Below are 19,807 nucleotides of genomic sequence, written 5' to 3' on the forward strand. Positions count from 1 at the left end.
CACTCTCCTTCAACCGTTTTCCTTACCCTTTCAGCCCCGTCGAGGCTACGCCTTGCACGAAATATTTTTGCGCGAACAGAAACACCAGCAGCACCGGAATGATCGTAATGACCGCTCCCGCCATGATGAGCGTCATCCGGTTGTTCACTTCGTTCTTCAGGAATAGGAGGCCGAGAGGCAGCGTGTACAAGTCCTTGCTTTGCAAATAAATAAGCGGCTCCAAGGTGTTGTTCCAGGCACTAATGAACGTGAAGACGGCCAAGGCCGACAGCGCCGGCTTCGCGAGCGGCAAGTAGATTGTGCAGAAGATGCGCCACGGATTCGCTCCGTCCACCCAAGCGGCATCGTACAGCTCCTTGGGCAGTGTCCGGAAAAACTGATGCAGCAGGAAAATCCCGAACGCTCCGCCGAGAAAGCTTCTGAGAATCAAAGGATAGTAGGTGTCAAGCGCGCCGAGGTTTTTCCATATAAAATAAGTCGGAATCATCGTAATCTGCGAAGGCAGCATCATCGTCCCGAGCATCGCCAGGAAAATCAGGTTGCGCCCCCGGAACTGGAAAAACGCGAGTCCATACGCGACCAGCGCGCAGGAGAACACCATACCGACCAGATCGAGCACCGTGACGAACAGGCTGTTCAGCGTATACCGGAAAAAATTGACCTCCAGCCAGACGTTCTTGTAATTGCTCCAATGGAACGGATCCGGAATCAGCTCGGGCGGCAGCGTCAGCTCGTTGCCCGGCTTCATCAAGGACGTGGAGATCATGTACAGGAACGGGATGAGCATGAGCACCGCGCCGATCCCGAGGACGAGATAGGCGGTCCAGAGCAGGGCAGCGCTTGGTTTAGTCATAGTGCACCCACCTCTTCTCCGACCATTTTTGGATCAGCGTAATGACCAGGATAATGAGGAACAGTCCCCACGCCATCGCCGAGGCGCTGCCCATCTTGAAGTTCAGGAACGCATCCCGGTAGATCAGAATGTTCGGCACCATGTTCCGGTCGGCAACCGACATGACGTCGCCCAGCATGACGAGGAACACGTCGAACGCATGGAACGCCGAGATCGTAGACAGAATCATGACCATGTACACCATCGGCGAGACGATCGGCACCGTGATCTTGGTGAAGAGCGCCCAGCCGGAGGCGCCATCGATCCGGGCCGCTTCCATCATTTCTTTGGAAATGTTCTGCATGCCGGCCAGGATGAGAATCATGGAATACCCCGCGCCCTTCCAGACGTTGACGATGGCGATCGAGCCGATCACGAGCCACCAGTGCCCGCTGCGCACCCATTCGACCGGCTCGAGGCCGAACAGCCCGATGAACCAGTTCAGGATGCCGTAGTTGAAGTTATAGATCCACAGCCAGATCATCCCGCCGGCCACCCATGGCGTAATGACCGGGAGGAAGTACACCATGCGGAACAGCGACTTGCCCACGATTTGTTGATTGAGCAAATAAGCCAGTACAAGCGCCGCCAGCGTCTGGAGCGGAACGAACAGGACGGAGAAGTACCCGACATTGCGCAGGGAGAGCCAGAACGCCTTGTTATGCAGAAATTGGCTCCAGTTGCGCGTCCCGATCCATTGCGGCGCGTTGAATAAATCCCACTTCGTGAACGTCAAGTAAAACGAGAAAACGAACGGGAAGAGGAAGAAGATAAGCAGCTGCAGGACAAACGGTAAGGTGAAGGCGAACCCCCACCAGCCTTGTTTGCGCATTCGTACACCCCGTTTATGAAGACTAAACAATTATTTGTTATCGTCGAGAATTTGCTGAACCTTCTGCTGGATTTCCTTGACGCCGTCCTCCGGCTTGCGCTTGCCGTCCATGATGTCGTCCAGGATCGGACCGGCCGCCGCACGCCATTCGTTCCAGGAAGGGTTCTCGTCCAGCGTCTGGCCGGCTTCCTGGATCCCTTGGGTGTATGCCTTCTTGTTCACCGGCTTGAACGTCAGCTTCTCGACGGCTTCCAGGGCGGTCTTCTTCACCGGCAGACTCGCGCCGCTCTCGGACAAGTACGTCTGGGCTTCGTCGCTCAAGTAGTACTTCAGGAACGTCCAAGCGGCTTCCTTCACTTCCGGCTTCGCCTTCGAATAGACGACCCACTGGTTCACGACCATCGGCACGAACCGCTTGCCGTCCACGCCCTTCGGCATCTTGACCGTATCCCAATCGAGGTCGGGCTTGCTCTTGTTCAGAGACACTTGGCTGGAGTATTGGAAGAACACCATCGCGGCCTTGCTGTTCTCGAACAGCTTGCCGGTATTGGCGAGATCCCGGGTCGGGCTGATCTTCAGCTTGTTGATCGTATCCGACCAGGCGGTCAAGCCGGCGATCGACTTCGGATCGGTGAACATCGCCTTCGTCTGAGTCGCGTCGAGCGCGGAGCCGCCATACGACTTCATCCACGGCAACCAGCCGAGCGTAATGTTGTTGCCGGCCTGGAAGCCATAGATGTCAGTCTTGCCGTCGCCGTCCGTATCCTTCGTCAGCTTCTTGGCCGCCTCGATCATGTCCGTGTACGTCCAGTCGTCCGTAGGGAGCGGGACTCCGGCATCCTGGAACAGCTTCTTGTTGAACGCGAGGGCTCCGGCATTGATGCCATGCGGCACGCCGAACACTTTGCCGTCGCTCGTCTTGGCGGCGAGCAGCGCGCTCGCGTAGTCGTCCGTCTTCAGATCGCGCTTGATGTAAGGCTCGAGATTCTCGGCGACGCCCCGCTTGCCGTAGCCGGCGATGACGGCATTCTCCTGCAGCCACACATCGGGCGGATTGTTGCCGGCGATCCGGGTGACGATCTTCGCGACGAAGTCGCCCCATGGCGCCTCATCGACCTCCACCTTGATATGCGGGAACTTGGCCTGGAACCCGTCGATAATCTTCTTGCTCGTAATGTCATAGCCGCCGGGCAGGCCGATCTTAAGGGCCACTTCCTTCGGCGGAGCCGAGGCCGTAGCGGCAGGAGTGCCGCTCGACTGGGCACCGGGGGCGGGAGTGGCCGCATTCTCGGTCTTGGCCGAGCAGCCCGCCGCAGTAAGCGCTATCACAACGGACAGCACGGTTGCTTTCTTCTTCATTGATTTGACCTCCTGAGAATGAAATGGCATTAGGGACTATCGTACTTCGGACAAACGACTGGCAAAAGGTGCTAAATGCCTGGTTTCTGCGGCTCCCTCCCCCTTAATCCCTCTATTGCGCTGGTTGTTACACGTGTTCGTAAAAGTATGTAAAAAGGGGACCCAGCATTCCATTTGAAATATTAGAGTCCCGATATTAGTTTATTCGATTGATTTGGGCTTCGTCAATACTTTTTATTACACGTGTTCTTATATTTGTAGCACCTTCACGGATTCCCTGAGCGCCAGCTCGCAATTGACCTCTCGATTGTGCCACACGGTTTGGTCTTCTCCCGGCTGAGTCAGCATCTGCAGCGCCATGTCCGCCAGCTCGCGGATCGAGGGACCGACCGTCGTTAGCGGGATATCGAGCATCCCCATCTCCGGAATGTCATCGTATACGACCATCGAGAACTGCTCCGGGATGCTCACCCGGTGCTTGCGCAGCAGCTTCAGCAGGGCGAACGCGAACGACTGGCTGTCTACCACGAATGCGGTCGGGCGTTCCGGGAGGGCCAGGAGCGCCTCCACCTTGGACTCCTCGAACGGTTCGCCTTCCTCCGCGATAATCATATCGTCCGGCTCGTAGACGAGCCCGAGCTCCAGTACCCCTTGCATAAAGCCTTGCCACTTCTCATTGCGCTCTCCGACGAACGAAATGCGCTTATGCCCCTGGGCGGCCAAATGCTTGACGGCCTCCAGCGCTCCACCCCGCCGGTTCACGCTGATCCGGTGCGCTCCCTCCAGCTTGCCCCCGCCCATAAGCAGCATGCTGCCCTGAAACCGCTCCTTCTGCTTCATAAACTCCGCGGTCGGCGTCCAGTTCGGCGGACACCAGAACAGCACCCGGTTGATGAAATGCTCGTTGAACATCCTGAGCGCCTGCGGCGGCTCCGCCATCGAGAACATGACGTTCAACCCGAGCTCGAAGCCTTCCTTCTGAATTTCCCGGCACAAATGGTAGAAGAACAACCCTTCCGACTTGGGCCAGATGAGCCCGATCGAGTGGGTGTCGCGATCCGCCAGCCGCTTGGCCGCCAGGTTGGGCACGTAGTTCAGCCGCTCGGCGATATCTACGATTTTGCGACGGATCTCCTCGCTGACCCCTGGCGCTCCATTCAATGCCTTGGAAACCGTAGGATGCGTGACTCCCGCCATTCTCGCTATATCTTTAATCGTTACTTTCATCGGTTGCCGGTCCTTTCTTCGCTTCCTGAGGCGTCCTGCCCTTCTCTTATATTACACGTGTTCGTTATGTGCCCGCAACAAAAAAACGAGAGCCCCGTAAGGCTCCCGCAGTTGACTGTACCCGCATGGACAGTGAACGGACTCCCGTCCACTACCCTGCACCATACCAAGAGCCCGAAATGAACTCTCCATCCATATTATGAGGCGGAATACCCGATGACACTTGAAAATGCCCATTTCCGCGAAAAAAGGCACTTCGCTCAGTCGGGCTTTCGACCCTGTACATATGATAGCGCATGGAACCCATTTGCTCGCGTCCGGGAGGAATTCAAGTTGAACGATGCGGCCCTTTTGCGCTTGCTGCAGGAAACCCCGGTCCCTTCTACAGAACCGGCCAAAAAACATATCATTCACTTCAAAACCCCATCCGACTATCAGCGCTTCATCCGCAACTGGAATAGCTCCAAGCCTACGGCCAGCCCGTTCCCGGCCATCCAGCCGATTCAACTGATTCACGCGATTTCCTGTACCCTCCCCAGCTTGAACGAGGTCGCCTACCATCCCGGCATCCGGTATATCGAAGAAGATGTCATGATCCAGGTTCACGCTCCGCAAGCCCGGCTCGTCTCCCAGCAGTCGCCCGGCGGCTACCGGGAAGAGGCCCCCACCGTACCGTGGGGCGTTCGGCAGATTAAGGCACCCGAATCGTGGAACCACGCCCGCGGCAATCGAATCCGGATCGGCGTCATCGACACGGGTATCGATTATATGCACCCCGATCTGCGCGGCCGCATCGCTCGAGGCATCAACCTCGTGCAGAAGGGCTCCCTGCCCGTGGACGACAACGGCCACGGCACCCATATCTCGGGGACGATCGCCGCCTCGAACTCGTACACCGGGCTCGTCGGTGTCGCGCCCATGGCGATCGTGCACCCGGTGAAGGCGTTCGATCACAACGGCACGGCCTTCGTCTCGGACATCGTGCTAGGCATCGATTGGTGCGTGCGCAACGGCATGCACTTGATCAACATGAGCTTCGGCATGCGCAACCGCAGCAAGTCGCTGCACGACGCGGTACGCGGAGCCTATACGGCCGGCATCTCGATCGTCGCCTCCTCGGGCAACGACGGCAGGCGTTCGCACATCGACTACCCCGCCCGCTTCGTGCAGACGATCTCGGTCGGCGCGACGACCCGGAACAAACGAATAGCCCCGTTCAGTAACCGGGGCCGTTCTATCGATATTTATGCGCCGGGGGACAAGATCCACTCGACATGGCTCCAGCGCAAGTATATGGAGCTCAGCGGCACGTCGATGGCGACGTCGCATGTGAGCGGCGTGATCGCGCTTATGCTGACGCTCAAGCCCGACCTCAGCCCGAAGGACATCAAGGCCCTGCTCCGCAAGACGTCCAACCCCGTGATCGGGTTGAGGACGTCGAGGGAGTCCAGCAGCGCCACGGGCGAGATCGACGCGGTGCGCGTGCTCCGCGTGCTGAAGGGGCCGTCTGCGTAGCGCCTTGCCTACATGCTCGTCGGCGCCGAGACGCCCACCAGCTTCAGCACGTTGCGGATGACGATCGCGAGCGCCGCCAAGAGCGCGAGACGCGCTTGCGTCAGCTCGGCGTCTTCTGTAATAACCCGCTCCGCCTTGTAGTAGCTATGGAACTGGGAGGCGAGCTCGTAGACGTAGCGGATCAACCGGTGCGGCGCATGCTGCCCGGCCGCCTGCTCTACTTCCACGGGCAAGTCGCCCAGCTTGCGCAGCAGGTCGAACTCCGCTTCCGCCTGCAAGGTGGACAAGTCCACCTCATTCAGCGGCCGGAGGGTGATCCCCTGCTCCTCCGCCTGGCGGAAGATGCTGCATATGCGCGCATGCGCGTACTGGACGTAGAACACGGGATTCTCGTTCGACTTCGAGATGGCGAGATCCATATCGAAGTCCAGGTGCGAATCGGTGCTGCGCATCGTGAAGAAGTAGCGGATCGGGTCGACCCCGACCTCATCCATCAAGTCCTCCATCGTGACCGCTTTGCCGGTCCGCTTGGACATCTTCACCTTCTCCCCGTTCTGGAACAGGCTGACCATCTGGGCGATCAGCACCGTCAGCTTGTCCGGGTCGAAGCCGAGCGCCGCCATGGCCGCCTTCACGCGCGGAATGTAGCCGTGATGGTCCGCGCCCCAGATGTTGATCAGTTCGTCGAAGCCCCGCTCGTACTTTGTCCGGTGGTACGCGATGTCCGGCGTCAGGTACGTATAGCTGCCGTCATTCTTGATCAGGACGCGGTCCTTGTCGTCCCCGAACGGGGTCGTCCGCAGCCAGGTCGCGCCTTCTTCCTCGTAGATGTGACCGGCTTCCTTGAGCGTGCTGAGCACCGGATCGATCAAGCCGTTCTCGTACAGAGACGTCTCGCTGTACCAGACATCGAACGACACGCCGAAGCGAGCGAGGTCCCGCTTCAGCTTCGCCAGCTCCTTCTCGAGGCCGTACGACCGGAAGTAGCTGCGGCGTTCCGCTTCCGGCAGCGCCAATAGCCGATCGCCCTCCTGCGCGGCGAGCTCCTGGGCGAAGCCCTTGATGTCCTCGCCGTAGTAGCCGTCCTCCGGCATTTCGGCGTCTCGGCCGAGCGCCTGCAAGTAGCGGGCTTCAATCGACTTCGCCAAGTTGTCGACTTGGTTGCCCGCGTCGTTGATGTAATATTCCCGGCTCACGTCGTAGCCGGCGAAGTCCAGCACGTTGCACAGGGCGTCGCCCACCGCCGCGCCGCGAGCATGGCCCAAGTGTAGGCTGCCCGTCGGGTTGGCGCTGACGAACTCCACCTGCACCTTGCGTCCTTGACCCAGGTTTACGCGTCCGTAGTTCTCGTCCTTGGTCAGGACATCACCGATGATCGGGTATAAGTAGCTTTTGTCCATGAAGAAGTTAATGAATCCTGGGCCGGCGATCTCCATCCGGGACACGCCCGCCCGGGCCGATTGCAATTGTTCGACGATCGCCTCGGCGATCAGCTTCGGGTTCTTCTTGGCGAGCCGCGTCAGCTGCATCGCCACGTTCGTCGAGAAGTCGCCGTGCACCTTCTCCCTCGGCACCTCCAGCACGATCTCCGGCAAAGCGTCCCCCTCGACGAGTCCGGTTGCGCTTACGGCGGCGGCGATCGCTGCCTTCAATTGCTCTTTGATTTGTTCCACACTGCTGCTCATTGGTTACGTTCCTCCTGAATATCGACTAATCGAGTTCCTCTATGTCCAGCCGGAGCTTGTAGATCCCTGTGAATTGCCCGTCCACGTACAGCTCGTACTTCCACTTCACGGAGTGGCCCCGCTCCCGCCCGCGATGAGCGATCGTGCGGGTCACCGTCTCGAGCAGCAGCCGCTTGGGCTTGGGCCTGGTGGCACCCGCAGCGGCGACGCTGCGCGGTCTTGCCGGTGCGTTATGGCCCGCTTCGGGGTTGGACCCCTGCTCCGCCTCCGGCTCCAGCGCTTCGGGCGGCAGCTTATAACTGCCCGTCATCCGGACGCCGCTCACGAACGTCTGGTCGGACTCCACGTCTCCGTGGCGTAGGACGCGAATGTCCGTGGCGCTCCACTTCACGGTCGTCGTCGTCCGCCCGTACGCAGGATCGGGCTCGGGGTAGCGGACGTAGTTCGCGCCGGTGGGCGTCGTGTACCACTCCCCCTGCGCCTGCAGCGAGGAGGTCTGCCCGCCGCCCTGGCTCTCGATGCGGATGCGCACCGCTTTTTTACCGATGGTCATGCTTCCTTGTCTCCCGTTGATTGGCTAGTGATAAGTGTATAATATAGCGGGCGCAAATTCAATTGCGGCGGGCGCCGAAGGGTGATTCTATTGAACTCGCGGTCGAGACTATACTCTATTATTCGGTTGTTGGGAGGCGCTGTATACATAGAGTGATTGATACGAGGAGCATTGTTAAGGTTGAAATTGGGGTTAAAGCGAGCCGTAGTTCGATTTCACCTGCTTGCACGTCTGAATTGCAGGGAGCTCGAAACAATCCGGAGGCGCGGTAGTTCGATTTTGAAGACTGTCGATTAACTGTTAGATCGTATCATTTCCAGCTTAAGAAGCTCGATCCTGGATATAAGATGACGTGTAGTTCGATTTTGCCAAATTGGAGTTGGTGTTAAGGGAAGATCACGCTATGCAGTTCGATTTTGCCTATCAAAATGGCAGTATTCCAGGTTCCGTATTCTCAAGGTACGCTCCAATTCGGCAAAATCGAACTAGAGCTCGTCCAAATGAACTCTAGCCTGCTGTAAGTTGGTGAAATCAAACTAGAGCGCGTTTGTCTCGGCTAGATGAGCCATCCACAGCCTCTTTTGCCGAATGCAGGGAATCGGAAACCCTGTTGCTAATGTGTAAATCGATTTAATCTTATTAAAGAGTACCTTTCAAGCAGAGCTGCTGTATACCAGACCTGTAAGTATGCGAAATCGAATTGCACGGAGGGCAGGTCCAGCAGGGCATGCTTCGGTCTTTGGTTCAAGCCAAAACTCGCCGGAGTGCTCTTTTACAATTTTCACTCCCCGTGTCCAGGGGTAGAAGGAGAGGGAGCGCCGCAAAAAAAAGCCAAGGAAACCGAAGCTCCCCTGGCTCTACGCATATATTGAGATTTACTTGATCAGATCCTCCACGAACTTCGGCAGCGCGAACGCTGCTTTGTGCAGACGCGGAGAGTAGTATTTCGTGTCCAGCTCGGGAATTTGCTTCTCGTCCACCTCGAGCGGATCCGCCTTCTTGCTACCCATCGTGAACGTCCACAGCCCGCTCGGGTATGTAGGAATGTTCGCGCAGTAGACGCGGACGATCGGGAAAATCTCGCGCACGTCGCGGTTCACCGTCCGGATCAGATCCGCTTTGAACCAAGGATTGTCCGTCTGGGCCACGAAGATGCCGTCTTCCTTGAGCGATTCGAAGATCCCTTGGTAGAAGCCGCGGGTGAACAGCTCTACGGCCGGACCGACCGGTTCGGTCGAATCGACCATGATGACGTCGTACGTATTCTTATGGTCGTGGATGTGCATGAAGCCGTCGTTCACGATCACTTCCACGCGCGGATTGTCCAGCTCGGCCGCGATCGAGGGCAGGAATTTCTTCGAATACTCGATCACCTTGCCGTCGATGTCGACGAGGACCGCCTTCTCCACCGCCTTGTGCTTCATTACCTCGCGCACGACGCCGCCGTCTCCGCCGCCTACGATGAGGACATGCTTCGGATTCGGATGCGTGAAGAGCGCCGGATGCGCCACCATCTCGTGATACACCCATTCATCCTTCTCGGTCGTCATGACCATGCCGTCCAGCACGAGCATACGTCCGAATTCAATCGTATCAATGATGGCCAAATCTTGAAATTGCGTCTGCTCCCGCACAAGCGTTTCCGTAATTTGAGCCGTTATGCCGTAATGTTCCGTTTGTTTCTCCGTGTACCATAATTCCATGATCCTACCTTCTTTCCTCACCATATTCGCCGGGGCGTATCCAGGGCCGGAAGCTGCCGCTTGCCAAAGCCTCCCTTATTGTACCACAAGGCACAGATTGTATTATATTACAACCCGATGAAAATGCAACGAATCGCCGGGCCTCCACAAAAAATTCATAGAAGAAACTGCGCTCCCGATGATTAACCCCGCTTACCTTCGGCTACCCTGAATAATAAAACCTTTTATTGTCAATGGATGGCCAGGAAGGAAGTGTCCGACATGCCGAGCGACCGTCGTCCTCCTCATGAACCCGATTCCGAAGCGGAATCGAATACCCCGCGCCGCACGAGGCAAGAGAAGATGGCCTCCTCGAGAGCCGCTGCCCGTGCGAGCACCCGTAAAAAGCCACGTCGCTTGCTTCGCCGCATGTTCGGCCTTGCCCTGTCTTGCGGGATCGTCGGCTTGATCGGCCTCGGCGGTCTGCTGCTCTACTTGCGGTCGCAGGCGCTGCCGGTCAGCACCGCCCTGCAAAATCTGCAGCTGTACGATATCCGCGGAGAAGCGCTTGTCACGTCCGCCCCGGGGCAAAACCGGGAGTATGTGCCTCTGTCCCGCATCGCCCCTAATGTCATTAAAGCCACTTTGTCGATTGAGGACGAGCGCTTTTACGAGCATTTTGGGCTCGACCTGCGCGGCATCGCCCGGGCCACGCTCGTCAACATCGAGCACATGGACAAGGTGCAGGGCGCAAGCACCCTGACCCAGCAGCTGGCGCGCAACCTGTATTTGACCCACGACCGCACGTGGAGCCGGAAGCTGAAAGAAGCGATGTACGCGACACAGCTGGAAATGAAGCTCAGCAAGGATCAGATTCTCGAGCGGTATTTGAACCAAATCTATTACGGCCATTCGGCCTATGGGGTGCAGGCGGCGGCGCAAATGTATTTTCATAAGGACGCCAGCGACTTGAGCCTCGCCGAAAGCGCCCTGCTCGCCGGCATTCCGAAAGGACCGTCCTATTACTCGCCCTATCTCGATCCGGACAACGCCAAGCAGCGGCAAGAGCTGATCCTGGACACGATGGTCAAAAACGGCCATCTGAGCGAGGCTCAGGCCGAAGAGGCCAAGAGCGAGAAGCTCGTCTACCAGCCTCGGGAGAACAAAACGCCGCAGAACGCGGCTCCGTATTTCCAAGACTACATTCGTTATCTCGCAACGGAGAAGCTCGGCATCAGCGAGCAGGAATTCGACGAAGGCGGCCTTCGGTTCTACACGACGATCGATCTGAAAGCCCAGCAGGCCGCCGAGGATGCGGTTACGAAGCATATGGAAGGCAACGAGGAGCTGCAGAGCGCCCTTGTCGCCATCGATCCGCGCACCGGCTACATCAAAGCGATGGTCGGCGGCAAGTCGTACGGCGCCAACCAGTTCAACCGGGCGGTCTCGGGCACACGCCAGCCGGGATCGGCGTTCAAGCCGTTCGTCTACTTGACCGCGCTCCAGCAGGCCGGCTTCACACCTGTCAAGCGGTACAAAAGCGAGCCGACGGTGTTCACGTACGACGAAGGAAGGAAGACGTACACCCCGAGCAACTTCGGGAACAAGTACCCGAACGCGGAGATCGATCTGCGAGAGGCGATCGCGAAATCGGACAACATCTTCGCCGTGCACTCGATCATGGAGGTCGGGGCGGACAAGGTGATCGAGACGGCCCGCCGCTTGGGCGTGACGAGCCCGCTCTCGCCGCTGCCGTCGCTCGCGCTCGGCACGTATCCGGTCAGCCCGCTCGAGATGGCTTCCGCCTTCGGCGTGCTGGCCAATCAAGGGCTCCGGGTCGAGCCGACGGCGATTCTCCGGATCGAGACGCCGTCCGGCAAGGTCATCTATGAAGCGAAGCCGAAGAAGGAGCAGGTGGCGGATCCCGCCGCGACCTACGTGCTGACCGACCTGATGAAGAGCGTGTTCGAGGAGGGCGGCACGGCGAGCCGCGTCGCCTCGACCCTGAAGCGTCCGGTCGCCGGCAAGACCGGCACAACGAATACGGACGCGTGGATGGTCGGCTATACGCCGGAGCTCGCCACGGCGGTCTGGGTCGGCTACGATCGGGACAAGACGATCAACCCGATCGATTCCTACCAGGCGGCGCCGATCTTCGCGGAATTCACCGAGGAGGTGCTGGCGTCGATCCCGCCGAAGCTGTTCCCGATGCCGGACAATGTGGTCACCGCCTATATCGACACGCCGACCGGCAAGCTGGCCGGCAACTGCTCGAACCAGACGCGGCTGGAATCGTTCGTGAAGGGGACGGAACCGACCGAGTCTTGCTCCGGTCAGCCGGCCCAACCGGACGGCGGTACGCAGCCAAGCAAAACGAAGTCGTGGTGGAACGACTTCAAGCGCTGGTGGAACGATTAGAGATCCCCACAAGCACGCCACCCCATACAAATACGCAAAGAGGAAGACGCGAGCCGCGTCTTCCTCTTTGCTGTCCTAGTATATTGTGCGAAAATATACTTCACTTAGTTTATACGAGTTGCCGTTTTCCTTCAACGCATGACACATAATCGCCACAATTCTATTGCAGCGCCGACTTCAGCGCCTCGCTCGAGCGCTCCCACCATTCCGCGTTGTGCTCGATGAGCACGCCCCGCAGCGCCGCCTTCTCCGTCTCGTTCAACCCGTCCGCGATCACGCGGCGCTTCATGGCATAGTCCATCTTGTTCACATGATCGGCCAAGATCTTCCACCCACGGCGCGCTTCCGTGTCGACCAACATCTCGCAGGCGGTCAGCCCCGCATAGCTAGGCCCTTCCTCGTCGCGTCCCACGTACACCCAGACGATCCAGCACTTCCGCCCGTTCGGCACCTCGTCCTTGTTCATGCCGAACTTAATGCCCCGCTCCACCTTGCTCTTCGCATGGATCGCGCCCAAGTCGATATACGCCTCGTCTCCGTCAATAATGACGCTCGACAAATTATTCAAGTCGATCGAGCCCGCCCCGAATCCGCGATGCTCCTTATTGCTCACCACATTAAGCGCGAGCTTCTTCTTCTCCGGCGCTGGCGGCTGTTCCCCGCCTGGAGTGGTATTCGAATCCCGAACGTCCATCCCGGACACCTTCCTATCTATCAATTGTGGAATTGACATTTCTTTTTACTCATTTTAGCTAATATTTGTCCAAAAGCAAACATATAGATGGGGTAGTAAGCTTGTCAAGCTTGTCAACGGGGTGAAAATGTCTATGTCCATGATGTCTCGTCTATCCAAACATCCGGCGCTGTGGATGCTCGTCACGGCTCTGGCGATCGGCTCCATCTCCGCGGCTTATGTGAGCGGCACCTACTCCGACACCCGCTCCACCATCGCCCAAGAGCCGGTCGCCGGCAACCAACTGCAACCGCCCGCCCCGGTACGGATCGAGCCGGTCGCCCTCAGCCGGCGGCTCGTCGAATACCACATGACCGTGCAGCTCGAGCCGGAGCGCAAAACGCTGCAAGGCGCCCAAGCCGTCACATGGGAAAACCCCGGCAGCAAACCCGTAAGCGAGCTCTACTTCCACATGTACCCCAACGCCTTTCAATCCAAACGGACAACCTTCAACAAAGAATCCGGCGGCAAGCTCCGGGGCGACGAGATGACCAAGGACAGCTTCGGCCGCATAGACATTACGTCCATTCGTATGGAGGACGGGCTCGACTTGTCCTCGACCTTGCAGTTCGTACAGCCCGATGACGGCAACAAACAGGATCAGACGCTCGTCATGGTACGGTTGCCCAAACCGGTCAACCCGGGGGAGAGAACCACACTCAAGCTGAACTTCACCGTCCAGCTGCCTTCTGTGTACGCCCGGATGGGGTACAAGGACGATTTCGTCATGGCCGGCCAATGGTTCCCGAAGCTCGCCGTCTATGAGCCGAAGGGCACACGCGGCCGCGCCGAGGAAGGCTGGAACCTGCATCAGTATCACGGCAACTCCGAGTTTTACTCCGATTTCGGCATTTACAACGTGCGCATCCAGGTACCCTCGAAGTACACCGTGGCAGCCACCGGATTCCCCACCCGGCCGGCGACCGACGACGGCACGAAGAAGACGTACTCCTTCTACGCGGACGATGTGCATGACTTCGCCTGGGCCGCTTCGCCCAAGTTCGTCTACTACGAAGAGCCCTTCTCCACGCCGAATATTCCGGGCATGAAGATCAAGCTCTATCTCGATCCGTCGCACAAGGACCTCAAGGACCGCTACATCTACGCCGCGAAGCGGGCGCTGACCAAGTACAGCGAATGGTACGGCTCGTACCCGTACTCGACCCTCTCGATCGTCGTCCCGCCGGAGGGAGCGAACGGTGCAGGCGGCATGGAATACCCCACCTTGATCACGAGCTGGGATGCCTCCGTCGATCGAAGCGGATACGGATTGGAGCGCGTCATCGTCCACGAAATCGGCCACCAGTATTGGTACGGCATGGTTGCGAGCAATGAATTCGAGGAGGCGTGGCTCGACGAAGGATTCACGTCCTATGCCGAGGACCTCGTGATGGAGAACGAATTCGGCGAAAAACCGAACCTCCCGCTGGAATCGAGCTACATGACCTCTCCGGCTCCTCTGAAGCAAAATGCTTGGGCCTATCCGACGCACGGCAATTACGCCGACAACGTATACACCCGGGCCAAGCTCGTGCTTAAGGGCATTGAGGATCAAATCGGCCCGAAAACGATGCAGCGCGTCATGCGCACATATTTCGAAAGGTGGAGCTTCCGCCACCCGTCTACTGCGGATTTCCAGAAAACGCTGGAGGACGTCACCAAGTCTAGTTGGAGCGGGTTCTTCGATCAATTCGTCTACGGCGGCATGATGGCGGATTATACCGTCGATAAGGTGCTGTCGAAACGAACGAAAGTGGACGGCCAGAGCGTATACGAGAACAGCGTAGTCATACGGAAGCTCGGGGCTTCCTACAAGAACGTTCCGGTCCAGTTCCATTTTACGGACGGCTCTACCGTCGATCGCACATGGGAAGGCCACGACGCGCAAGTGCTGTTCACGCTTACGAGCAACGCCCCGCTGGAGTGGGTCGCCATCGATCCGCAGCACACGCTGATTTTGGAGAACAAACGCATGAACAACTTTTATCAAACCCAGGTGGATGAGCAATGGAAGGTCCGATGGAACATCGGGCTGGTAAAGCTGATCGAGACGTTAGTAGACGGGGTCGCCTGGTAAGCCCTGGCGGGGAAGGAGCAAAAAGCGATGCTGCATTATTTGAAGGACGGGTTCCGAACGACCGTTTCGCAATATTTTCTGCTGATCGTGCTATGGCTGTATCAATTCGTTTGGGGGCTGATGCTGCTCTTGTTCGTCAAGTCGATCGTCGTCCCGCTCATGCACCGCTATCCCGGCGGCCACTTGCCGAGTACTGCAACGCACCTGTTCCTCGCCGAAGGGGAATTCCAACTCGTGAAGACGAATATAAGCCATCCTTACCTATGGACTTTATGCGCACTAATTCTGATTCGAATGGCGCTTACCCCGATGATCAACGCCGGGATCTTCTACTCCATTCACAACACCCACCTGAACGCGGGCTACCGCTTCTTCCGAGGGGTGAAGGAACTGAGCGGTCCCTTCAGCCTGTACTACGTGCTGCAGATGGCTTTTACGGTCATTCCGCTATACTGGCTTATTCCTATCGCCAAGCGGGCGATTCACGCCTTCACCTCGTACGAGCAGCTGCTCTCGCAGCTCGCGCCCTGGATCGTCGGCATGTTCGCCTACGGCTACATGATCCATTTGATCTTCCTGTACATCATGATCGGCCGTACGACGCAAGCGCCAACGCTCGACACAATCGGCGTCCTCATTCGGCGGTTCCCCGTAGCACTCGTGCTCGCTTCCCTGCTTCTCCTGTTCTCGGGGCTCTTGACCGCTTTGACTTTAACCGCAACGCTATGGTGGGCCGGCATCTCCGCCCTGATCCTGCATCAAGCGTTCCATGTGCTGAAAATGCTGTTCAAGCTGTGGGCCGTTTCGACGCAATACCACCATTTTACAGAAAATCACGGCACATAGTTCGGTTTTTACCCTTAAAAGCCCGAAATCCGCTAAGGATCTCGGGCTTTTTTTGCATTTCGGCGATTTTTTTTGCTGAGAGAGGAGGATTTTGGCAGACCAAGGCGAATATATACTGCCGGAACGAAAAAACAATCGATATTTGCCGAATTCCCGGTTATCGGGAAACGGGGGAACCAATCCGGGTGAATTGATCTCGCTTCAAAGTGATCATAGGGAACCTTCAACCGAACCCTCAGCTAACCTCGTAGGCTCTGGAAGGAGTTTGTTGTTTGAAAAAGGTTTCTTTGTTGTTCGTCAGTCTTGCGATGCTGCTCTGCTTTCAACTTGGGAGCGCTTCCGCAGAAACGGTCCTCGAACACACCGTGGACGAGCTGGTAGGCACGAAGTACAAGTATGCAGGCATGTCGCCTGAGACCGGCTTCGACTGCTCCGGCTTCACCAAGTACGTGTTCGCCAAGTTCGGCTACGAGCTCACCCATCAATCCAAGGCCCAGAACAAGGAAGGGTATTGGATTCCGAAAGAGGACCTGAGACAAGGAGACCTCGTGTTCTTCAACACCGACGGCTCCGGCATCTCCCATGTGGGCATTTACTTGGGCGATGGCGTGTTCATCCACTCTGCCACGGACAAGGGCATTGTGAAGAACAACCTGAGCGAGAAGTACTACGTGAAGACGTACGTATCCGCTCGCCGTATTCTGTGGGACGACCTCTACAATCAGTTAACCGCAGACTACACCAATTGAAACACCCTCTGAGCAAAAGTTTTGGAGTGACCCCACAAGCCCTGCACGCTGCGGAACTACCCGCCGTGCCGGGCTTGTATTCTGTCCGGGGCTAACGGGCGAGCTGCTCTCGAACCCAAGCTGCGAAATGGCGTGCCGTCGGCGTGAGCGTCTCCCCCTTGCGCCGGCACATGTGGATCGGGTTCGTAAGCGACACCCCCCGCACCCGGACGGTGGCCACCTCGCCGTCCGACAGGGCGGACTGAACCTCGAGCCGCGACACGAACATCGCTCCATAGCCGGCGGCGACGGCCCGGATCATCTCGGATATCCCGTTGAACGTCAGGCCGATCCTGAGCCTCAGCCCCCGTTCCCGGCACAGCCGCTCCAGCCTGTCGCGAGCGGAGCTGCCCGCTTCCCGCACGAGAAAAAACTCCCGCATCATCGTCTCCAGGTCCGCTTCCTTATTCGCCAAAGAATGGCCGCTCGGCACGACGAACACCATCTCGTCTTCCAATAGGAGTTCCCGATCAATCTGCTCCGGCCAAGCTTCGCCGCTGCCGATGAATGCCAGGTCGGCCTCATAGCCGAGCAGCCGCTCCCCCGCCTCCTGGCTGTTGCAGGAGCTCAGGACGAGCTCTACGTCCGGATAGCGCATCTTGTAGCCGGCGGCCCATTGTGGCAGCAGGCGGTGGGCAGGCAGGCTCGTGGCCGCAATCCGAAGCTTACCCCGTTTGCCTTCGCGGTGGAGCGCAACATTCGTCTCGATCTCTTCCTCGAGCGCGAACAGCCGCCGGGCTTGCTCAGCCAGCATCGCCCCCGCTTCCGTCAGGGCAATCCCCCTGCCCTTCGGCTCGAACAGCGGGAGGTCCAGCTCCCGCTCCAGATTGCGCAGTTGAATCGTGACCGCCGGCTGGCTGATGCGCCACACTTCGGCCGCTCGGGTCACACTGCCTTCGCGGGCTACGGTGTGGAAGAGCTTCAGCGCATGCAAATTCATCCGAGTCCCTCCTGTTTCTCATAAATTATATTTATATATAGAGTATTATTATATATTAGTTTTATGAATCGTGCTGATGTATTGTGGAGCTAAACACCACCACCAATACACAGGAGGGCTGCAAGATGACGATAACCTGGATTTGCTGGGATTGCGGACAGCCGCGGGCGCAAGGGCAAGGGCGAGGGCAGGGTCATGGGCATAGTCAAATGCAAGTGCAGGAGCAAGGGCAATCCCATCCTCTGCAATGCTCTTGCGGGGGTTTGTACGACGTCGAGCTCGATGTCCGGGGCCTCGATGCCGAGCGGCTGAAGCGGCTGTTCGACGCACGTCTGGCTGAGCGTATGACCCCCTACGCCAGCGGGGTGTGGAGGTACAAGGAGCTGATCGACCCCGAACTGCCGCTCGAGTCGATCGTGACGAAGTACGAAGGCAACACCGGGCTGTATGCCCCGGAGAGCGTCGCGAAATATGCCGGCGTGCGCCGGCTGCTGCTGAAGGCGCAGAGCGAGAACCCGAGCGGCTCGTTCAAGGACAACGGCATGACGGCTGCCGTCTCGCGCGGGATGGCCGAAGGCCATCGCCGCTTCGTCTGCACGTCGACGGGCAACACGTCGGCGTCGCTCGCGATGTACGCCGCAATGGCGGGCGCCGAGGCGGTCGTGCTGCTGCCGGACGCGCACGTCGCCGCCGGCAAGCTGTATCAGACGCGAGCCTACGGGGCGCGCGTCGTGTCACTGACCGGCGCCGGCTACGACGCCGGGATCGCCTCCCTCCTGCGGGGGGAGGCGGGGGGCGGCGCCACGGGCGCCTGCGCCACGGGCGCCTGCGTGGTGAACTCGATCAACCCTTGGCGGATCGAGGGCCAGAAGAGCATCGTGTACGAGCTCGCGCACACGCTGGGATGGACGCTGCCGGATTGGATCGTCGTCCCCGGCGGCGCACTCAGCAACGCAACCGCCTTGGGCAAAGGCTTGCGCGATCTGTATGCCCTCGGCTTCATCGACCGGCTGCCTCGGGTGGCAGTCGTGCAGGCGGAAGGCGCCGCGCCGTTCCACAGGCTCGTCGCCGCACTCGGTGCACAGGCCGATCGCGAAGAGTTCGCACCCGCTGCACCGGCACCCGTGCCTGTGCCGGAGCTCGGGCTCGAGCCGGAGCTTCACCCGCACACGGTCGCCTCCGCGTTGAACATCGGCTATCCGCCCAGCTGGAAAAAGGCGCTGCACTACGCGATTCGCGGCACGAACGGCGTGACCGCGTGTGTCAGCGATGCCGACATCCTCGCGGCCAAGGCGGTGATCGACCGCAGCGGCATTGGCTGCGAGCCGGCCTCGGCCGCGACCGTCGCCGGCTTGCGCCAGTTGGTCGCGTCGGGAACGATCCACCCAGACGAGACGGCCGCCTGTATCTTGACCGGCCATCTGTTGAAGGACCATTCGGCATCCTAAAGGAGCACACAAAAAAGCCGACCACGGCAGGTCGGCTTTCACAATTTTAACAGCGAACTAATCCCTCGTAAAAAAGGTTTGGTCTTTGCTGGACTTCTTCCGGTTCAGCTCATGCTTGATCTCCCCTTGGATGCGGACGGTGCAATCCAAGCAAAGCTTCCCTTGGCGAATCGGGGCCGAACACAGGTCGCACTCATCCACCAGATTTGGGTAATCGAACAGCTTCAGCTTCCCTTTCCGGATCAGAGCGCGGATTTTGCCCGCAGGAACGGCGCTCATCTCAGCCAGTTGCTCGTTGGTCAGGTGGCGGTTGCGCTTTAACTGGCTTTCCACCGCTTGAATCGTTTTGTCTTCCTCGCTTGCGCAATTCACGCACATGTTGCGAAAGTTCTTTTGGTACACATTCCCGCAGCCCGGGCAATGAGCCACACGTAGTTCTCCGGACACAACAAGCCCCCCGCCACACATAGTTCCAGCGAACTAATTTTACCATGCGACGCCAGGAAATTCATCAGGATTTTTGCCCGTTCCGACCACTTTTCTTGACCGCCTCTTCCTCCCGCTCCACATCGCACCACAAGCCGCTCGGATCGCTTGTGCTGTCCCCGCAGCAGCCGTTCCACTGCCCGCAGTTGAAGCATTTCCACTTCGCAAACCACCATTTCATCGGAAAGCCGCATACCGGGCATGGGGGAATTTCCGTCGCTCTTCTAGGTTCCACTGATATCCCCTCCTATCGCATTGCTTGAACGTATTCGACAGGGAGGCGCAATCTCCTATCTGGTGTAGGAGCCGCTGTCCAGGTTATGGTA

Annotated in this window: 17 protein-coding genes and 1 riboswitch; of the genes, 6 read left to right on the top strand and 11 right to left on the bottom strand. The window is 58.5% G+C overall.

Translation table 11 applies throughout. The features are described 5' to 3' along the window. Positions 1-22: 22 nt before the first annotated feature. From ACI5FR_RS18740 to ACI5FR_RS18755, 4 genes are all read right to left on the bottom strand, one after another. Positions 23-853 (bottom strand): carbohydrate ABC transporter permease, encoded by an 831-nt coding sequence (locus ACI5FR_RS18740; protein WP_405457041.1) that lies wholly within the window; start codon positions 851-853, stop codon positions 23-25. Then, a complete protein-coding gene (locus tag ACI5FR_RS18745) occupies positions 846-1,724 on the bottom strand; it encodes a carbohydrate ABC transporter permease (protein ID WP_405457043.1) in 879 nt (292 codons plus the stop codon). The genes ACI5FR_RS18740 and ACI5FR_RS18745 overlap by 8 nt, the downstream gene beginning before the upstream one ends. A gap of 30 nt (positions 1,725-1,754) precedes the next feature. Further along, positions 1,755-3,083, bottom strand: coding sequence for an extracellular solute-binding protein (locus tag ACI5FR_RS18750; protein ID WP_405457045.1), 1,329 nt, complete (start codon positions 3,081-3,083; stop codon positions 1,755-1,757). Between the two features lie 249 nt (positions 3,084-3,332). Further along, complete coding sequence (locus tag ACI5FR_RS18755) at positions 3,333-4,310, bottom strand: LacI family DNA-binding transcriptional regulator (RefSeq protein WP_405457048.1); 978 nt, start codon at positions 4,308-4,310, stop codon at positions 3,333-3,335. Between the two features lie 333 nt (positions 4,311-4,643). Between ACI5FR_RS18755 and ACI5FR_RS18760 the strand changes: the two genes are divergently transcribed. Then, on the top strand, positions 4,644-5,825 hold the full coding sequence (locus tag ACI5FR_RS18760; RefSeq protein WP_405457050.1) for a S8 family peptidase: 1,182 nt from the start codon (positions 4,644-4,646) through the stop codon (positions 5,823-5,825). A gap of 8 nt (positions 5,826-5,833) precedes the next feature. Here the strand turns inward: ACI5FR_RS18760 and argS are convergent, their stop codons facing one another. From argS to speE, 3 genes are all read right to left on the bottom strand, one after another. After that, positions 5,834-7,510 carry an arginine--tRNA ligase gene (gene argS / locus ACI5FR_RS18765; protein ID WP_405457052.1) on the bottom strand — a complete coding sequence of 559 codons (1,677 nt, stop codon included), beginning with the start codon at positions 7,508-7,510 and terminating at the stop codon, positions 5,834-5,836. A 25-nt stretch (positions 7,511-7,535) separates the two neighbouring features. Then, positions 7,536-8,063 carry a YwiB family protein gene (locus ACI5FR_RS18770; RefSeq protein ID WP_405457054.1) on the bottom strand — a complete coding sequence of 176 codons (528 nt, stop codon included), beginning with the start codon at positions 8,061-8,063 and terminating at the stop codon, positions 7,536-7,538. A gap of 875 nt (positions 8,064-8,938) precedes the next feature. Next, a complete protein-coding gene (gene speE / locus ACI5FR_RS18775) occupies positions 8,939-9,766 on the bottom strand; it encodes a polyamine aminopropyltransferase (protein ID WP_405457056.1) in 828 nt (275 codons plus the stop codon). A gap of 261 nt (positions 9,767-10,027) precedes the next feature. On the opposite strand from speE, the gene ACI5FR_RS18780 reads away from it, so the two are divergent. Then, complete coding sequence (locus tag ACI5FR_RS18780) at positions 10,028-12,163, top strand: transglycosylase domain-containing protein (RefSeq protein ID WP_405457058.1); 2,136 nt, start codon at positions 10,028-10,030, stop codon at positions 12,161-12,163. Between the two features lie 160 nt (positions 12,164-12,323). On the opposite strand, the gene ACI5FR_RS18785 is transcribed toward ACI5FR_RS18780, so the two are convergent. Beyond that, positions 12,324-12,857, bottom strand: coding sequence for a YwhD family protein (locus ACI5FR_RS18785; RefSeq protein ID WP_405457059.1), 534 nt, complete (start codon positions 12,855-12,857; stop codon positions 12,324-12,326). Between the two features lie 139 nt (positions 12,858-12,996). Between ACI5FR_RS18785 and ACI5FR_RS18790 the strand changes: the two genes are divergently transcribed. The 3 genes from ACI5FR_RS18790 (at position 12,997) to ACI5FR_RS18800 (ending at position 16,568) form a co-directional block, all read left to right on the top strand. After that, positions 12,997-14,973: a M1 family metallopeptidase gene (locus tag ACI5FR_RS18790; RefSeq protein ID WP_405457289.1), complete on the top strand. Its 1,977-nt coding sequence runs from the start codon at positions 12,997-12,999 to the stop codon at positions 14,971-14,973. 27 nt (positions 14,974-15,000) lie between these two features. Then, positions 15,001-15,819, top strand: a complete 819-nt coding sequence (locus ACI5FR_RS18795; RefSeq protein WP_405457061.1) for a hypothetical protein — start codon at positions 15,001-15,003, stop codon at positions 15,817-15,819. 133 nt (positions 15,820-15,952) lie between these two features. After that, a riboswitch (cyclic di-AMP (ydaO/yuaA leader) is annotated at positions 15,953-16,088 on the top strand. Between the two features lie 3 nt (positions 16,089-16,091). Then, positions 16,092-16,568, top strand: coding sequence for a C40 family peptidase (locus ACI5FR_RS18800; RefSeq protein ID WP_405457064.1), 477 nt, complete (start codon positions 16,092-16,094; stop codon positions 16,566-16,568). A gap of 91 nt (positions 16,569-16,659) precedes the next feature. Here the strand turns inward: ACI5FR_RS18800 and ACI5FR_RS18805 are convergent, their stop codons facing one another. Next, complete coding sequence (locus tag ACI5FR_RS18805) at positions 16,660-17,547, bottom strand: LysR family transcriptional regulator (RefSeq protein WP_405457065.1); 888 nt, start codon at positions 17,545-17,547, stop codon at positions 16,660-16,662. A 209-nt stretch (positions 17,548-17,756) separates the two neighbouring features. Here ACI5FR_RS18805 and ACI5FR_RS18810 point away from each other — a divergent pair, with 209 nt between their 5' ends. Further along, the gene (locus ACI5FR_RS18810) at positions 17,757-18,995 is read left to right on the top strand and encodes a threonine synthase (RefSeq protein ID WP_405457290.1); all 1,239 of its coding nucleotides are present in this window, start codon (positions 17,757-17,759) and stop codon (positions 18,993-18,995) included. 57 nt (positions 18,996-19,052) lie between these two features. Here the strand turns inward: ACI5FR_RS18810 and ACI5FR_RS18815 are convergent, their stop codons facing one another. Both ACI5FR_RS18815 and ACI5FR_RS18820 read right to left on the bottom strand, forming a co-directional pair. Next, the gene (locus tag ACI5FR_RS18815) at positions 19,053-19,442 is read right to left on the bottom strand and encodes a hypothetical protein (RefSeq protein ID WP_405457067.1); all 390 of its coding nucleotides are present in this window, start codon (positions 19,440-19,442) and stop codon (positions 19,053-19,055) included. A 64-nt stretch (positions 19,443-19,506) separates the two neighbouring features. Next, complete coding sequence (locus tag ACI5FR_RS18820) at positions 19,507-19,716, bottom strand: hypothetical protein (protein ID WP_405457069.1); 210 nt, start codon at positions 19,714-19,716, stop codon at positions 19,507-19,509. Between the last annotated feature and the right edge of the window lie 91 nt (positions 19,717-19,807).

Origin of the sequence: Paenibacillus sp. HJGM_3, assembly GCF_045062745.1 — a bacterium.
Classification (GTDB): domain Bacteria; phylum Bacillota; class Bacilli; order Paenibacillales; family NBRC-103111; genus Paenibacillus_AA.

Coding starts and splice junctions, on each gene's coding strand:
- ACI5FR_RS18740 (WP_405457041.1), bottom strand. CDS start 853: ATGACTAAACCAAGCGCTGCCCTGCTCTGGACCGCCTATCTCGTCCTC.
- ACI5FR_RS18745 (WP_405457043.1), bottom strand. CDS start 1,724: ATGCGCAAACAAGGCTGGTGGGGGTTCGCCTTCACCTTACCGTTTGTC.
- ACI5FR_RS18750 (WP_405457045.1), bottom strand. CDS start 3,083: ATGAAGAAGAAAGCAACCGTGCTGTCCGTTGTGATAGCGCTTACTGCG.
- ACI5FR_RS18755 (WP_405457048.1), bottom strand. CDS start 4,310: ATGAAAGTAACGATTAAAGATATAGCGAGAATGGCGGGAGTCACGCAT.
- argS (WP_405457052.1), bottom strand. CDS start 7,510: ATGAGCAGCAGTGTGGAACAAATCAAAGAGCAATTGAAGGCAGCGATC.
- ACI5FR_RS18770 (WP_405457054.1), bottom strand. CDS start 8,063: ATGACCATCGGTAAAAAAGCGGTGCGCATCCGCATCGAGAGCCAGGGC.
- speE (WP_405457056.1), bottom strand. CDS start 9,766: ATGGAATTATGGTACACGGAGAAACAAACGGAACATTACGGCATAACG.
- ACI5FR_RS18780 (WP_405457058.1), top strand. CDS start 10,028: ATGCCGAGCGACCGTCGTCCTCCTCATGAACCCGATTCCGAAGCGGAA.
- ACI5FR_RS18785 (WP_405457059.1), bottom strand. CDS start 12,857: ATGGACGTTCGGGATTCGAATACCACTCCAGGCGGGGAACAGCCGCCA.
- ACI5FR_RS18790 (WP_405457289.1), top strand. CDS start 12,997: ATGATGTCTCGTCTATCCAAACATCCGGCGCTGTGGATGCTCGTCACG.
- ACI5FR_RS18795 (WP_405457061.1), top strand. CDS start 15,001: ATGCTGCATTATTTGAAGGACGGGTTCCGAACGACCGTTTCGCAATAT.
- ACI5FR_RS18805 (WP_405457065.1), bottom strand. CDS start 17,547: ATGAATTTGCATGCGCTGAAGCTCTTCCACACCGTAGCCCGCGAAGGC.
- ACI5FR_RS18810 (WP_405457290.1), top strand. CDS start 17,757: ATGCAAGTGCAGGAGCAAGGGCAATCCCATCCTCTGCAATGCTCTTGC.